The organism is Rhizorhabdus sp. GW822-FHT03C02 (genome assembly GCF_058801765.1).
On the sequence record NZ_JBXANN010000002.1, the window covers coordinates 330,381 to 345,056 of the forward strand.

The window sequence follows — 14,676 nt, forward strand, 5'->3', positions numbered from 1 at the left end:
CAGGAATGCGCCGTGCCCTCGCCCTTCCCACGCCTGCGGCGCGGGCCCCTTCCCTCTCCCCTGCAGGGAGAGGGAGAAAGAGAGGAGAGGGGGTCCTTCACCGCGCCGCGTCCATCAGCGCGCGCATGCGCTGCACCACCGGCGCCAGCCCGTCGAAGATCGCCTCGCCGATCAGGAAATGGCCGATATTCAGCTCGGCCAGCTGCGGGATCGCCGCGATCGGAATGACATTGTCGAAGGTCAGCCCATGCCCGGCATGCGGCTCGAGCCCGTTCTTGGCGGCGAGCGCCGCGGCGTCGGCGATCCGGCGCAGTTCGGCGCTGCGTTCCTCGCCCTCGACATGCGCGTAGCGGCCGGTGTGGAGTTCGACCACCGGCGCGCCGAGTGCGATCGCCGCCTCGATCTGGCGCGGATCGGGCTCGATGAACAGGCTGACCCGGATGCCGGCCTCGCGCAGCCGGGTGATCAGGGGCTTCAGATGATTATGCTGGCCGGCGGCGTCGAGCCCACCCTCGGTGGTGCGCTCGGCGCGCCGTTCGGGGACGATGCACGCGGCGTGCGGCCGGTGGCGCAGCGCGATCGCGACCATCTCCTCGGTCGCCGCCAGCTCCATGTTGAGCGGCAGCGAGATCGCGCCGATCAGCCGGCCGATATCATCGTCGATGATGTGGCGGCGATCCTCGCGCAGATGCGCGGTGATGCCGTCGGCGCCAGCCTCCTGCGCGACCATCGCGGCGCGAATCGGGTCGGGATAGGCGCCGCCGCGCGCGTTGCGGATCGTCGCGACATGGTCGATATTGACGCCGAGGCGCAGCCTGTTCACGCCGCCATCTGCCGGCTGCCGGGCTTGATCGCGGGGATCGCCGCCAGTTCGGGCGGCAGCGCGTCGGCGGCATAGGTCGGCACGTCGAGCCGGATCAGCGGGAAGAACGGCACTCCCAGATCGGCCTTGCCGTTCGAGCGGTCGACCAGCGAGGCCGCGGCGATCACCTGGCCGCCCGCCGCCTCGACCGCCTTGATCGCCTCGCGCGACGACAGGCCGGTGGTGACGACGTCCTCCATCAGCAGCACCGTCTGGCCGGGATCGAGCCGGAAGCCGCGCCGCAGCCCGAAAACCCCGTCGGGCCGCTCGACGAACATCGCATCGAGCCCCAGCGCACGGCCCATTTCATGGCCGGCGATCACCCCGCCCATCGCCGGAGACACCACCGCCTGGAGGCGTTCGCGGATCGCGGCGGGGATCTGCGCGGCGAGCGCCTCGGCCAGCCGCGCGGCGCGCGCCGGGTTCATGAGCACCCGCGCGCATTGCAGGTAACGCGGACTGCGCAGACCGGACGAGAGGATGAAATGGCCCTCCAGCAGCGCCTCGGCAGCTCGAAATTCGGCCAATACCTCGTCTTCGGTCATGGATGTCACCCTTCTTCGGTTGCCGCTTTGCAGCATCGGCCCAGATAGTCCGATGCGATTATCGCTTCAACCAAAGCTTCCTGTGCTTGCAATCCGCGGCCTACAGTGCTTGAGACGCCGGGGCTGCGCGCCTATAAGGCCCACGGTTTCGACGGGCCAGATAACAGGAAGTCGTGGGTTTCGCCGCGCTTTACGGGGGTGAGATGAAGACGTTCAAGACGATGATGATGGCGCTCTCGCTGGCCGTGGCTCCCGCCGCGGCTTTCGCGCAGGACGCTGCAGCGGCACCGGCCGCAGCGGCGACCGCGCCGGCGGCAACGCCCGCGGCGCCTGCGTTCGAGCATGCCCTGCCGGACGCCGACATCGGTCAGCCGATCCCGGGCGGCTTCAAGATCCAGCCGCAGGTCACCGACATCGGTCGCGGCGCGCAGTGGTTCCACAACACCCTGCTGATGCCGATCATCGTCGTGATCTCGCTGTTCGTGCTCGGTCTGCTGGCCTGGGTGGCGATTCGCTACCGCGCCGCCGCGAACCCGGTTCCGTCGAAGACCTCGCACAACACCCTGATCGAAATCATCTGGACGCTGGCGCCGGTGCTGATCCTGCTGGTGATCGCGGTGCCCTCGATCCGGCTGCTCGCGCACCAATATGCCCAGCCCAAGGCCGACCTGACGATCAAGGTGATCGGCAACCAGTGGTACTGGACCTATCAATATCCGGACAATGGCGATTTCGAGCTCGTCTCGAACATGCTGCCCGAGGACAAGCGCAAGCCCGCCGACGGTCCGCGCCTGCTTGCGGTCGACGAACGCGTCGTCGTTCCGGCCGGCGCCGTCGTCAAGCTGATCGTGACCTCGAACGACGTCATCCACAGCTTCGCGGTGCCCGCCTTCTGGACCAAGATGGACGCGGTTCCCGGCCGCCTGAACGAGACCTGGTTCAAGGTCGACCGTCCGGGCGTCTATTATGGCCAGTGTTCGGAACTGTGCGGCGCGCGTCACGGCTTCATGCCGATCGCGGTCGAGGTCGTCAGCCCGGCCCGGTTCGCCGAGTGGGTCCACTCGAAGGGTGGCAAGCTGAAGGGTGAGGAGGCGGCCGCTGCGCCCGCCGCCGCTCCGGTCGCTGCCGCCGCGGCGCCTGCGGAGGGTGTTCCTGCCACCCCCGCCGGCGACAATGCCGCCGCGCCTGCCTCGCCAGTCACGTCCCAGCCTGCGACCGCGCAGAACTAAGGCCTGAGAAGATGATCGATACCACCGCAAATCCGGCTGAGTTTCATGCGCATGACGATCATGCGCATCATCATGACGCCGACCACAAGCCGGCCTTCTTCCAGCGCTGGTTCATGTCGACGAACCACAAGGACATCGGCACGCTCTATCTGATCTTCGCGATCTTCGCCGGCATCGTCGGCGGCGGGATCTCGGGTCTGATGCGCGCCGAGCTCGCCCATCCCGGCATCCAGTATCTCGGCATCTGGACCCACCTGATGGGCGGTGCGCCCGATTTCGACACCTCGCTCCACATGTGGAACGTGCTGATCACCGCCCACGGCCTGATCATGGTGTTCTTCATGGTGATGCCCGCGATCATCGGCGGCTTCGGCAACTGGTTCGTCCCGATCATGATCGGCGCGCCCGACATGGCCTTCCCGCGGATGAACAACATCTCGTTCTGGCTGCTGATCCCCGCCTTCCTGATGCTGCTGGGGTCGAGCTTCGTCTCGGGCGGCACCGGGCATGGCGCCGGCACCGGCTGGACGGTCTATGCACCGCTGTCGACCAGCGGCTCGGCGGGCCCGGCGGTCGACATGGGCATCTTCGCGCTCCACATCGCGGGCGCCTCGTCGATCCTCGGCGCGGTCAACTTCATCACCACCATCTTCAACATGCGCGCGCCGGGCATGACCCTGCACAAGATGCCGCTGTTCGTCTGGTCGGTGCTGGTCACCGCTTTCCTGCTGCTGCTCTCGCTGCCGGTTCTCGCCGCGGCGATCACCATGCTGCTCACCGACCGCAACTTCGGCACGACCTTCTATGACGCGTCGGGCGGCGGCGATCCGATCCTCTATCAGCATCTGTTCTGGTTCTTCGGTCACCCCGAAGTGTACATCATGATCCTGCCGGGCTTCGGCATCGTCAGCCAGGTGCTCTCGACCTTCTCGAAGAAGCCGATCTTCGGCTATCTCGGCATGGCCTACGCCATGGTCGCGATCGGCGTCGTCGGCTTCGTCGTGTGGGCGCACCACATGTTCACCACCGGCCTGTCGGTCGACACCAAGATGTACTTCACCGCGGCGACTATGGTGATCGCGGTCCCGACCGGCATCAAGATCTTCTCGTGGATCGCGACGATGTGGGGCGGCTCGCTGTCGTTCAAGACCCCGATGCTGTGGGCGATCGGCTTCGTGTTCATGTTCACCGTCGGCGGCGTGACCGGCGTGGTGCTCGCGAATGGCGGCGTCGACAACTATATGCACGACACCTATTATGTCGTCGCCCACTTCCATTATGTGCTGTCGCTGGGCGCGGTGTTCTCGCTGTTCGCCGGCTTCTACTACTGGTTCGGCAAGATGTCGGGTCGCCAGTATAACGAAGTGCTCGGCCAGCTCCATTTCTGGATGTTCTTCGTCGGCGTGAATGTGCTGTTCTTCCCGATGCACTTCCTCGGCCTCGACGGCATGCCGCGCCGCATCCCGGATTATCCGGATGCGTTCGAGAAGTGGAACCACGTCGCGACGATCGGCTATATGATCATGGCGACGTCGATGATCTTCTTCTTCGTCAACATCTTCTGGTCGCTGTTCGCCGGCAAGAAGGTCAGCGGCAATTACTGGGGCGAAGGCGCGACCACCCTCGAATGGACGCTGTCGAGCCCGCCGCCGTACCACCAGTTCGAACAGCTGCCGCAAATCGGCGACGAACACGGCCACTGAAACCGAAACGACAACCGAAGCGCCGCCGTCCGATGATCTCGCATCACCGGGCGGCGGTGTCGGTATGAAAGACCGATATGGCGAGTAAGGCTTATACCCCGGCAAGCGCAGTCCCCGCGGACTGGCGCGACTTTCTGGCCCTCACCAAGCCGAAGGTCCTGACCCTCGTCGTCTTCACCGGCCTGTGCGGGCTGCTGGCCGCGCCGCAGTCGATCAACCCGATCCTCGGTTTCACCGCGGTGCTGTGCATCGCGCTGGGCGCGGGCGCCGCGGGCGCGCTCAACCAATGGTATGAGGCCGATCTCGATGCGCTGATGAAGCGCACCGCCAACCGCCCGCTGCCGGCGGGACGGATGGACCGCCAGGCGGCGCTGCATTTCGGCGTCGGGCTCGCCTTCTTCTCGGTGATCCTGATGGGGCTCGCGGTGAACCTGCTGTCGGCGGCGATCCTGACCGTCTCGATCCTGTTCTACGTGATGATCTACACCGTCTGGCTCAAGCGCCGGACCCCGCAGAACATCGTCATCGGCGGCGCCGCCGGTGCCTTCCCGGTGATGATCGGCTGGGCGGCGGCGACCAACCGGGTCGAACTGCTGCCGGTGCTGATGTTCGCGACCGTCTTCCTGTGGACGCCGCCCCATTTCTGGGCGCTGGCGCTGTTCGTGAAGACCGATTACGCCAATGCGGGCGTGCCGATGATGCCGGTCGTCGCCGGGGCGCGGGTGACCCGCATCCAGGTGCTGCTCTACACGCTGCCGATGGTGGTGTCGGCGGTCCTGCCCTGGCCGCTCGGCCTGACCGGTGCGATCTATGGAATCGGTGCCGGCCTGTTGTCGGCGATCTTCCTGGTGCTGGCGGTTCGCGTCGGTTTCAGCACCGAAGCCGATCAGGCGAAGATGAAGGCCGAACGCTATCTGTTCGCCTGGTCGATCATCTATCTGTTCGCGCTGTTCGGTTTCCTCGTTGCCGATCGGATGCTGCTCGCATGAACCAGATGCCCCCCGAGGAACTCGCCGAAATCCGCCGCCGGCAACGGTCGCGCTCGATCGTCATGGGCGTGATCCTGATCGCGCTGGTGATCCTGTTCTACGCCATCTCGATCGCGAAGATGCTGTGACCGCCGGCGCGCGCGATGATGTTTTGACCGCGCACGCGGTCGGGCAGGACAAGCGCAACAAGCGGGTCGGCTGGGCCGCGCTGGCGATCGCGATCGGCATGCTCGGGCTCGGCTATGCCGCGGTCCCGCTTTACCGGATGTTCTGCCAGGCGACCGGCTTCGGCGGCACCACGATGCGCAGCGCGACCGGGATCGCGCCCGGTGAGGTGATCGGCAAGATCATCGACGTGCGCTTCGATGCCAATGTCGCGCCGGCGCTGCCGTGGACCTTCGAGCCCGAGAAGAAGGTCGCCCGCGTCGCGATCGGCGCGCGCCAGATGGCGTTCTTCACCGCGACGAATCTCTCGGATCACCCGATCACCGGCACCGCGGCGTTCAACGTCACGCCCGAGCTCGCCGGCGCCTATTTCACCAAGATCCAGTGCTTCTGCTTCACCAGCCAGACCCTGAAACCCGGCGAGACAGTCCGGATGCCGGTGGTCTATTATGTCGATCCGAAGATCCTCGACGACAAGGAAGCATCGAAGTTCAACGAAATCACGCTGTCCTACACCTTCTTCCCCGACAAATCCGCTGTGGATTCGCCGGCGGCAGGCGGTTAAGGAACGGCTAAGCCGACACTAGACTAGAGCAATTAGGGGCAAGACCATGGCCGGAGCCAAGAGCCACGACTACCACATCCTACCGCCCAGCCCATGGCCGCTGATGGGCGCCGTTTCGGCGTTCCTGCTGTTCGGCGGGTTCGTGATGTGGATGCACAATGCTCCTTATGGTGCCGAGGTCGGTCTGCTCGGCGTGGCGATGGTGCTCGCGACGATGTTCTTCTGGTGGAAGGACGTCATCGCCGAGGCGCATGCCGGCGACCATACCCCGGTCGTCCAGCTTCACCTGCGTTACGGCATGATCCTGTTCATCGCCTCCGAGGTGATGTTCTTCGTCGGCTGGTTCTGGGCCTGGTTCGACTTCTCGCTGTTCCCGCAGCCGATGCAGGTCGTTGACGGCGCGATCTCGATCATCGAGGGGCCGAACAGCATCACCCATGCTGCCGGCCTGTGGCCGCCCAAGGGCCTCGAGGTCATCGACGCCTTCCATTTCCCGCTGCTCAACACGCTGATCCTGCTCTGCTCGGGCACCACCGTGACCTGGGCGCACCACGCGCTGATCCATGGCGATCGTGACGGCCTCAAGAAGGGCCTGTGGCTGACGATCATCCTGGGTGCCTTGTTCTCGTGCATCCAGTTCTACGAATATGCCCATGCGCCGTTCGCGTTCAAAGGCCTGAACTACAGCTCAGCCTTCTACATGGCGACCGGCTTTCACGGCTTCCACGTGCTGGTCGGGACGATCTTCCTGATCGTCAACCTGATCCGCGCCTATAAGGGCGACTTCACCCCGAAGCAGCATTTCGGCTTCGAGGCGGCGGCCTGGTACTGGCACTTCGTCGACGTCGTCTGGCTGTTCCTGTTCATCGTCGTCTATGTCTGGGGCGGCTGGGGCGCACCAGTCCACGCAGGCTGAACCCGTGAGCAGGATGTTTTGATGGAGAATTGGCAACTTGCGCAGATCAATGTGGGGCGGCTCGCCGCTCCCCAGGGCGATCCGCAGGTTGCCGGTTTCTTCGTCGAACTCGACCGGATCAACGCGCTTGCCGAAGCTTCGCCGGGCTTCGTCTGGCGATTGAAGGACGAGGCGGGCAACGCGACCGCGATCCAGCCCACCCCCGACCCGCGCTTCATCGTCAACATGTCGGTCTGGACCGACGCCGACGCTCTGTTCGCCTATGTCTATCGCAGCGCCCACACCCCGGTCATGGCGCAGCGCCGCAGCTGGTTCGAACCGCAGTCCGGCGCCTATCAGGCCTTGTGGTGGATCGAGGCCGGCAGCGTGCCGACGATCGAGGAAGGGCTGTCGCGGCTCTGGATGATCGATCGCTTCGGCCCCAGCGGCCACGCCTTCACCTTCAAGGCGCGCTTTCCCGCCCCCGGCCTCGGCGGCCCCGCGGTCGACATGCAACCCGATCCCTGGTGCGTCGGCAACGCCTGACACCCCCTGATGCGGCGTGTCCCGATCCTTGCGACCCTGCTGGTGCTGATCGCCGTGCTGACGATGATCGGCCTCGGCCTCTGGCAGATCCAGCGCGCGCATTGGAAAGAGACGCTGCTCGCCCAGTATCGCGCCGCTGCCGGCGAGCCGCCGCTCTATGGCCTGCCCGAGGGCCCGAGCGTCGATGCGGTCGCCTTCCGCCGCAGCCATGTCCTGTGCGAGGTCGCGACCGCGCCGCTCCAGATCGGCGGCGCCAACAAGGCCGGACAACCGGGCTTCCGCAACATCACCGGCTGCCGGCTGATCGACGGCCGGACGATGATGGCCGATCTCGGCTGGAGCCCGGTCAGCGCGAAGCCTGCGCTGCCGCCGGTCGGTAGCCGGGTCGAGGCGATGGGGGTGCTGGTCCCCGACACGGTGCTGGCGGGCAGGGTGCTCGGCGCGGCGACGGCGAAACCGCTGCCGCTGCTGGTGGTGATGGAGGTCCCGGTGACCGGGCTCCAGCCGAGCGTGCCGCCCAGCGTCGAGGATATCCCCAACAACCACCGCGCTTATGCGGTGCAATGGTTCATCTTCGCGCTGACCGCGCTGGTGATCTACGCGATCGCGCTGCGGCGGCGGCTGCGGTGAAGACGATCGGCCTGATCGGCGGGATGAGCTGGGAGAGCTCGGCCGAATATTATCGCATCCTCAACCGCGCGGTTCGCACCCGGCTGGGCGGCCATCATTCGGCGCGCACGCTGATGCTCTCGGTCGACTTCGCCGAGATCGCCGCGCGCCAGCATGACGGCGACTGGGATGCGCTGTCGGACATGATGGTCGCCGAGGCGCGGCGGGTCGAGGCGGGCGGCGCCGACATGCTGCTGATCTGCACCAACACGATGCATTTCGCCGCCGACGCGGTGCAGGCGGCGATCGCCATTCCGCTGCTCCATATCGGCGATGTCGTCGCGGCGGCGATCCGCGCGGCCGGCCTTACCCGGGTCGGGCTGCTCGGCACCGCCTTCACGATGGAAAAGCCCTTCTACTGCGAACGGATCGCGGCGGGGATCGGTGGCGACGTGATTGTCCCGTCCGACGAGGATCGCGCGACCGTCCACCGGATCATCTACGACGAACTCGTCTCGGGCATCGTCCGCGCCGAATCGCGCGCCGCCTACCGCGCGATCATCGCCCGCCTGATCGACCGCGGCGCGCAGGCGATCATCCTTGGCTGCACCGAGATCATGCTGCTGGTCGGCGACGACGACAGCGCGGTGCCGCTGTTCGACACCACCACGCTGCATGCGATGGCGGCGGTGGAAGCGGCGCTCCCTTCTTAGCCCCTCCCTGCAAGCAGGGAGGGGCTTTTAAGAGCCGTTTTCCTTGCCCGCCGCGCCGACAAAGCCTAAGGCCCGCCGGTCATGCATTATGTCAGCACCAGGGGCTCGGCCCCCCGCCTCGGATTCGAAGATGTCACCCTCGCGGGGCTCGCGAGCGATGGGGGGCTCTATGTCCCCGAAAGCTGGCCGAGCCTGTCGCGCGAGCAGATCGCGAAACTGCGCGGTCTGTCCTATGTCGACACCGCGGTCGAGGTGATGCGGCCGTTCGTCGCGGGCGCGCTCGACGACGCCGCGCTCAGGGAGCTGTGCGCCGCGGCCTATGGCCGGTTCTCGCATGCCGCGGTCGTGCCGCTCAAGCAGCTCGACGAGCGCCAGTGGCTGATGGAGCTGTTCCACGGTCCGACCCTCGCCTTCAAGGATGTCGCGCTCCAGCTGCTCGGGCTGCTGTTCGAACGCTTCCTGTCGACCCGCGACACCCATCTGACCGTGATCGGCGCGACCAGCGGCGACACCGGCTCGGCGGCGATCGACGCGCTCGCGGGCCGCGCCAAGGTCGACATCTTCATGCTCCACCCCAAGGGCCGGGTGTCCGAGGTGCAGCGCCGCCAGATGACGACGGTGCTCGCGCCCAACGTCCACAATATCGCGATAGAGGGCAGCTTCGACGATGCCCAGGCGTTGGTGAAGGCGATGTTCGCCGACCGCGGCTTCGCGTCGCGCTTCAACCTGTCGGCGGTCAACTCGATCAACTGGGCGCGGCTGATGGCCCAGATCGTCTATTATTTCTATGCGGCGGTCCGCCTCGGCGCGCCCGATCGCCCTGTCGCCTTCTCGGTGCCGACCGGCAATTTCGGCGATGTGTTCGCGGGCTATGTCGCGGCGAAGATGGGGCTGCCGGTGGCCAAGCTGATCGTCGCAACCAACGTCAACGACATCCTCCACCGCGCGCTGTCGGCCGGCGATTATTCGGTCGGGTCGGTGACCCCGACCGCGGCGCCGTCGATGGACATCCAGGTCAGCTCGAATTTCGAACGGCTGCTGTTCGATCTCCACGATCGCGACGGCGCGGCGCTCGCCGCGTCGATGAAGGGATTCGAGGCGACCAAGCGTTTCAACCTCAGCCAGGGCATGCAGGGCGAGGCCGCCGAACTGCTGGTCAGCACCCGGATCGATCCCGACCGGATGCAGCGGGCGATGCGCTGGGGCCATGACCGCGCCGGCGAGCTGATCGATCCGCACAGCGCGATCGGCCTGGCCGCGGCGCAGGACGCCGACCTGCCTGCCGACGTCGCGATCGTCACCCTCGCCACCGCGCATCCCGCCAAGTTCGGCGATGCGGTCGAGCGCGCCACCGGGCTTCGCCCCGAGCTGCCCGCGCGGATCGCCGGCCTGTTCGAGCGCGAGGAACTCTACGCGGTGCTTCCCGCCGAGATCGGCGCGATCGAGGACTATGTCGCCGAGCGCGCGACCGCGGCGACGGTGGACGCCTGATCGCATGAACCCGCCGCGGCTGCATCGCCTGTCCAACGGGTTCACCGTCGTCGCCGACCCGATGGACGGGGTCGAGACGATCGCGGTCGGGCTCCATGTCGATTGCGGCGCCCGCAACGAGGAAGCCCGGCTCAACGGCCTCGCCCATCTGTTCGAGCATATGGTGTTCAAGGGCGCCGGCGGCCGCAGTGCGCGTGAAATCTCCGAGGCGGTCGAGAATGTCGGCGGCTATCTCAACGCCTTCACCTCGCGCGACCAGACCGCCTTCCAGGCGCGGCTGCTCGCCGAGGATCTCGGGCTCGGGGTCGAACTGATCGCCGATCTGGTCCGCAAGCCGCATTTCGACGGCGGCGATCTGGCGCGCGAAAAGGATGTCGTGCTGCAGGAACTGGGCGAGGCCCGCGACCAGCCCGACGACATCATCAACGACCATTTCCACTCGACCGCCTGGCCCGACCAGGCGTTCGGTCGGCCGGTGCTCGGCGACGAAGCCAGCCTCGCCGAGATCACCGTCGACGATCTCCACAGCTGGACCGCACGCCATTATCGTCCGCAGGCGATGGTGCTGGCGGCGGCGGGCAAGGTCGATTTCGACGCGCTGGTCGAACTGGCCGAGCGCCGCTTCGGGGACCTCGCCGAGGCGCCCGAGCCGGTGGTCGAACTCGCCGCCTATCGCGGCGGCAGCTTCGCCGACAAGCGCAAGCTCGAATCGGCGCATATCCTGTTCGGCCATGAGGGCGTCGGCTATTTCGACCCCGATTATTATCCGCTGATGCTGTTCTCGTCGGCGGCGGGCGAGGGCTCCTCGTCGCGGCTGTTCCAGGCGGTCCGCGAGGATCGCGGCCTCGCTTATTCGATCGGCAGCTCGGTCGCGGGCTGGCGCGATACCGGCATGCTCACCACCTATCTGGCGACCGCGCGGCGCGAAGCCGCGCATGCCGCGAGCCTGGCCCGCGACATCCTCCACGATGCCGCCTCGACGCTCACCGAGGTCGAGCTGGCGCGCGCCAAGGCGCAGCTCCGCGCGGCGATCCTGATGGCGCTCGAATCGGTCCAGGGCCGCGCCGACCGGCTCGGCTTCCAGACCCTCGCCCATGGCGCCCCGCTCGACCCCGCGACGATCGTCGCCCGCATCGAAGCCTGCGACCTCGACCGCGTCCGCGCCGCGGCGGCCAAGACGCTCGGCGGCCGCGAGACGCTCGTGACAGTGGGGACCGAACTGAAGGCGGCGGCTTGATGGCTAGCCACAAATCCGTCGTCCCGGCGGAGGCCGGGAACCTCATCACCCTGATCACCGAGCCATGGGACGATTACGGCCTCGTCGACTCGGGCCATGGCCGCAAGCTCGAACGCTATGGCCGCTTCCGCTTCGTGCGGCCCGAACCGCAGGCGATGTGGGCGCCGGCCTCCGACCGCTGGGAATCGGACGGCGATTTCATCGGCGCGTCGGACGAGGAAGGCGGCGGCAAATGGCATTTGTCGCGCGACGTGCCCCGGGGCGGCTGGCACATGAAATGGAACGAGGTCCGCTTCACCGCGCAGAACACCCCGTTCCGCCATCTCGCCTTCTTCCCTGACATGGCGCCGCAATGGGAATGGATGCGCGACCGCACCGCCGAGGGCGACGAGGTGATGAACCTGTTCGGCTACACCGGGGTCGGCACCCTTGCGCTCGCCGCCAAGGGCGCGCGGATGACCCATGTCGACGCGTCGAAGAAGTCGGTCGAGGCCGGCAAGGCGAACGCCTTCCTCAGCGACATGGTCGACCGCCCGATCCGCTGGATGATCGACGACGCCGCCAAGTTCACCGCGCGCGAGGTCCGGCGCGGTCGCCGCTACGACGGCGTCTTCCTCGATCCCCCCAAATTCGGCCGCGGCCCGACCGGCGAGATCTGGCGGCTCGAAGAACATCTGCCCGCGCTGATCGCCGATTGCCGCGCTTTGCTCGACGAGAAATCCAAATTCCTCGTCCTCACCGTCTACGCCGTCCGCATGTCGGCGATCGCGATCGGCGAACTGCTGCGACACGCAATGGCCGATCTCGGCGGCACCGTCGAGGTCGGCGAGATGGCGGTGCGCGAGGAAACGCGCGGGCTGCTGCTGCCGACCGCGATCTTCGCGCGGTGGAGTCGCTGATACCAAGTCTCGGTGAGTCTGACTCACCGAGACCTGGTATCAGCCCGTGCGACGCTTGAGCAGATCGATCGAGGATGCGTGAGCATCTTCGAGATCGCGTATGAGTCAGCTTCGTTCGCGCGGCCTGAACGCGATGTCGATCGGACGCATCACGCCGTCGTCGCGAATTCTTACCCGGATCATGCCCTGAAGCTTTGGATCGGCCAGTTTTGCCGCGAGCGCCAGTGCTCGCGCCTGGGAGGTGAACAATATTCCGGTGTCGAGACCGCGGACCTCGCGCCGTGCACCGAGGGTGGCGCGGGCGACGATGGCGCAGCCGCGTGCGTCTGCATTGCCATCGAGCGCGCGGACCTGGGTGATGTTGGGCGCGACGCCGACGATGCACAGCGCGCCATAAGCGGGATCGAACCGCTGCATGACCTCTTCGACCCCCGTCGCCGCCGGCTGCTCGATCGGCCAGTCGTAACGATATTGGATGTAATGGCCGCGCAGCAGATCGGCGGGGTCATAGCCCTTGATCGGAATGAGCCAGTCTTGCCCCTGGTGCGCGGTGCGCCGGGTCGTGCCCCAGATGAGGGCCGAGGCGGCCAGCGGCACCGCGAGCGCCGCTGCGAGCAGGGTGCGGGCAGATAGCCGCGCGATCATGATGGGGACTCCGTGCGCGGGGCATAACGGTGCGAGATCCGGACCGTCAGCCAGGCGATGCCGAGCGCGAGCAGTCCCGAAACGATCAGGCCGAGGCCGCTGCCGAGCAGGTCGTTGTTGAGTTCAAAGCTCAGGACGATCACGCGTACGGCGATCAGGCCGATTGCGATCTGGAAGATCGGCCGCCAGCGGGCATGGAGCGCTGCACCGGCAACCGCGCCCCACAGCGCGATGAAGAACAGCGCGTTGATCCAGCCGCCGTCGTCCCATGCCTCGCCCGACGGCCGGCCATGCGGTATCACTGCCTCGCCGAAATGGAGAATGGACGCCACGCCGAGTATGGCGGCGGTGGCGCGGCCCGAGGCGGTACGCCGGGCGAACCATGTCGCCGCTGCGGCTCCGAGCAGCGCCAGGCTCTGGATGGCGACGCTGGCGGGGGCGGACATCGCGCGGCTTTCCCATCCCCACGAGATGATCAGGATGCTCAGTAAGGTGAGGATCGTCGCGATCGCCAACTGCTCGATCAGCCGCCAGAACATCGGTCGTGCGCTGTGGCTGCGCAAGACTGCCGCGAGCGCTGCGATCAGCATCGGCGGGCAGAGAATCAGGCCCCAATAGAGGTCGGGATGCGAAAGCTGCGCCGCATGCCGCACGCCCATCCACCAGCTGTCGCCATGTTCTTCGGCATGGCTCCAGAGGGTCCCCAACGTCAGCGCCATCCAGAGTGCGGCGACCGGCCATCCGCGCCCGAACGACAACAGCAGCGGCGAGAAAAGCGCGAGCCACAGCAGCAAAGGCTGCCATAGCGGCGAACTCGTCTGATACACCTGTCCGAGATGCGCGAGGAATGTGAGGCCGAGCACGCCCAGGATGAAGAGCAGCGCGTCGCTGAAATGGTCGGGCGCGTAGTCGGGGTTGGGCTTCCGCCACCATAGGTAGGTCGCGAGGCCCGCCATCAACGCGAAATGCAGACCGAGGCGGACCTCGCCGGGGATTGCGTCCCAGTTGGCGGCGACCACGGAAACCAGCCCCAGCGCGACCGCGAGCGCACCAAGTCCGATCAGGGCCCAAAGGCCGAGCGGGCGGCTATGGGCGGCTTCCCAGGCGCGAATACGGCCTGCCGTCTCGCCGTCGATCAGTCCCGCTTCGTGCCAGGCCTTGAGCTTGCGTTCGGACATGAGGCTCCCAGGTGAGGTCTTGCGCCCAGCTTAAGGCGCCGACACGCTACGGCAATCCAGAAACCCCGGCCATTGCGCCGCCCGCTAGTCTACAAGCGCTTCGATCGCTTCGGCCATCGCCACGTCACGGTGCGACAGGCCGCCCGCGTCATGGGTTGTCAGCAATATGTCGACGCGGTTCCAGACGTTCGACCATTCGGGATGGTGGTCGCTCTTTTCGGCGAGCAGCGCGACCCGGGTCATGAAGGCGAAGGCGGCCGAGAAATCGGCGAAGGTGAAGCGCCGGCTGATCGCGTCGCGGCTCTCGTCATAATCCCAGTCGGGCAGGCCATCGAGTGCGTCGGCGCGTTCTTCGTCGTTCAACTGGGGTATCGGCATCGCTGGCCCTGTCTGGTTTGTCTGGTT

At 66.7% G+C, this 14,676-nt stretch carries 17 protein-coding genes; 12 read left to right on the forward strand and 5 right to left on the reverse strand.

Features of this window, described 5'->3' with window-relative positions:
- Nucleotides 1-97: 97 nt before the first annotated feature.
- Nucleotides 98-823 carry a pyridoxine 5'-phosphate synthase gene (locus AC1RM6_RS08665; protein WP_493100142.1) on the reverse strand — a complete coding sequence of 242 codons (726 nt, stop codon included), beginning with the start codon at nucleotides 821-823 and terminating at the stop codon, nucleotides 98-100.
- Nucleotides 820-1,407, reverse strand: a complete 588-nt coding sequence (gene pyrE, locus AC1RM6_RS08670) for an orotate phosphoribosyltransferase (protein WP_493100144.1) — start codon at nucleotides 1,405-1,407, stop codon at nucleotides 820-822. The genes AC1RM6_RS08665 and pyrE overlap by 4 nt, the downstream gene beginning before the upstream one ends.
- Before the next feature lie 203 nt (nucleotides 1,408-1,610).
- Between pyrE and coxB the strand changes: the two genes are divergently transcribed.
- The 12 genes from coxB to AC1RM6_RS08730 all read left to right on the forward strand — a co-directional run bounded on the left by coxB (nucleotide 1,611) and on the right by AC1RM6_RS08730 (nucleotide 12,448).
- Complete coding sequence (gene coxB / locus AC1RM6_RS08675) at nucleotides 1,611-2,636, forward strand: cytochrome c oxidase subunit II (protein WP_493100146.1); 1,026 nt, start codon at nucleotides 1,611-1,613, stop codon at nucleotides 2,634-2,636.
- 11 nt (nucleotides 2,637-2,647) lie between these two features.
- The gene (ctaD, locus tag AC1RM6_RS08680) at nucleotides 2,648-4,339 is read left to right on the forward strand and encodes a cytochrome c oxidase subunit I (RefSeq protein WP_493100148.1); all 1,692 of its coding nucleotides are present in this window, start codon (nucleotides 2,648-2,650) and stop codon (nucleotides 4,337-4,339) included.
- A 77-nt stretch (nucleotides 4,340-4,416) separates the two neighbouring features.
- Nucleotides 4,417-5,328 (forward strand): heme o synthase, encoded by a 912-nt coding sequence (locus AC1RM6_RS08685; protein WP_493100150.1) that lies wholly within the window; start codon nucleotides 4,417-4,419, stop codon nucleotides 5,326-5,328.
- Nucleotides 5,329-5,333: 5 nt separating this feature from the next.
- The gene (locus AC1RM6_RS08690) at nucleotides 5,334-5,456 is read left to right on the forward strand and encodes a cytochrome c oxidase system small membrane protein (RefSeq protein ID WP_493100607.1); all 123 of its coding nucleotides are present in this window, start codon (nucleotides 5,334-5,336) and stop codon (nucleotides 5,454-5,456) included.
- 23 nt (nucleotides 5,457-5,479) lie between these two features.
- Nucleotides 5,480-6,058 carry a cytochrome c oxidase assembly protein gene (locus AC1RM6_RS08695; RefSeq protein ID WP_493100151.1) on the forward strand — a complete coding sequence of 193 codons (579 nt, stop codon included), beginning with the start codon at nucleotides 5,480-5,482 and terminating at the stop codon, nucleotides 6,056-6,058.
- Between the two features lie 46 nt (nucleotides 6,059-6,104).
- Nucleotides 6,105-6,974 carry a cytochrome c oxidase subunit 3 gene (locus AC1RM6_RS08700; protein WP_493100153.1) on the forward strand — a complete coding sequence of 290 codons (870 nt, stop codon included), beginning with the start codon at nucleotides 6,105-6,107 and terminating at the stop codon, nucleotides 6,972-6,974.
- Nucleotides 6,975-6,995: 21 nt separating this feature from the next.
- The gene (locus tag AC1RM6_RS08705) at nucleotides 6,996-7,499 is read left to right on the forward strand and encodes a DUF3291 domain-containing protein (protein WP_493100155.1); all 504 of its coding nucleotides are present in this window, start codon (nucleotides 6,996-6,998) and stop codon (nucleotides 7,497-7,499) included.
- A 9-nt stretch (nucleotides 7,500-7,508) separates the two neighbouring features.
- A complete protein-coding gene (locus AC1RM6_RS08710) occupies nucleotides 7,509-8,129 on the forward strand; it encodes an SURF1 family protein (RefSeq protein ID WP_493100157.1) in 621 nt (206 codons plus the stop codon).
- The gene (locus AC1RM6_RS08715; protein ID WP_493100159.1) at nucleotides 8,126-8,821 is read left to right on the forward strand and encodes an aspartate/glutamate racemase family protein; all 696 of its coding nucleotides are present in this window, start codon (nucleotides 8,126-8,128) and stop codon (nucleotides 8,819-8,821) included. The genes AC1RM6_RS08710 and AC1RM6_RS08715 overlap by 4 nt, the downstream gene beginning before the upstream one ends.
- Nucleotides 8,822-8,902: 81 nt before the next feature.
- Nucleotides 8,903-10,312, forward strand: coding sequence for a threonine synthase (gene thrC / locus AC1RM6_RS08720; RefSeq protein WP_493100161.1), 1,410 nt, complete (start codon nucleotides 8,903-8,905; stop codon nucleotides 10,310-10,312).
- Nucleotides 10,313-10,316: 4 nt separating this feature from the next.
- Nucleotides 10,317-11,549 carry a M16 family metallopeptidase gene (locus AC1RM6_RS08725; protein ID WP_493100162.1) on the forward strand — a complete coding sequence of 411 codons (1,233 nt, stop codon included), beginning with the start codon at nucleotides 10,317-10,319 and terminating at the stop codon, nucleotides 11,547-11,549.
- A complete protein-coding gene (locus AC1RM6_RS08730) occupies nucleotides 11,549-12,448 on the forward strand; it encodes a class I SAM-dependent methyltransferase (protein WP_493100164.1) in 900 nt (299 codons plus the stop codon). The genes AC1RM6_RS08725 and AC1RM6_RS08730 overlap by 1 nt, the downstream gene beginning before the upstream one ends.
- A gap of 105 nt (nucleotides 12,449-12,553) precedes the next feature.
- Here AC1RM6_RS08730 and AC1RM6_RS08735 read toward each other — a convergent pair whose 3' ends face one another.
- The 3 genes from AC1RM6_RS08735 to AC1RM6_RS08745 all read right to left on the reverse strand — a co-directional run bounded on the left by AC1RM6_RS08735 (nucleotide 12,554) and on the right by AC1RM6_RS08745 (nucleotide 14,649).
- Nucleotides 12,554-13,093, reverse strand: coding sequence for a GDYXXLXY domain-containing protein (locus tag AC1RM6_RS08735; RefSeq protein WP_493100166.1), 540 nt, complete (start codon nucleotides 13,091-13,093; stop codon nucleotides 12,554-12,556).
- The gene (locus AC1RM6_RS08740; protein ID WP_493100168.1) at nucleotides 13,090-14,271 is read right to left on the reverse strand and encodes a DUF2157 domain-containing protein; all 1,182 of its coding nucleotides are present in this window, start codon (nucleotides 14,269-14,271) and stop codon (nucleotides 13,090-13,092) included. The genes AC1RM6_RS08735 and AC1RM6_RS08740 overlap by 4 nt, the downstream gene beginning before the upstream one ends.
- Nucleotides 14,272-14,355: 84 nt before the next feature.
- Nucleotides 14,356-14,649: a 4a-hydroxytetrahydrobiopterin dehydratase gene (locus tag AC1RM6_RS08745; RefSeq protein ID WP_493100170.1), complete on the reverse strand. Its 294-nt coding sequence runs from the start codon at nucleotides 14,647-14,649 to the stop codon at nucleotides 14,356-14,358.
- Between the last annotated feature and the right edge of the window lie 27 nt (nucleotides 14,650-14,676).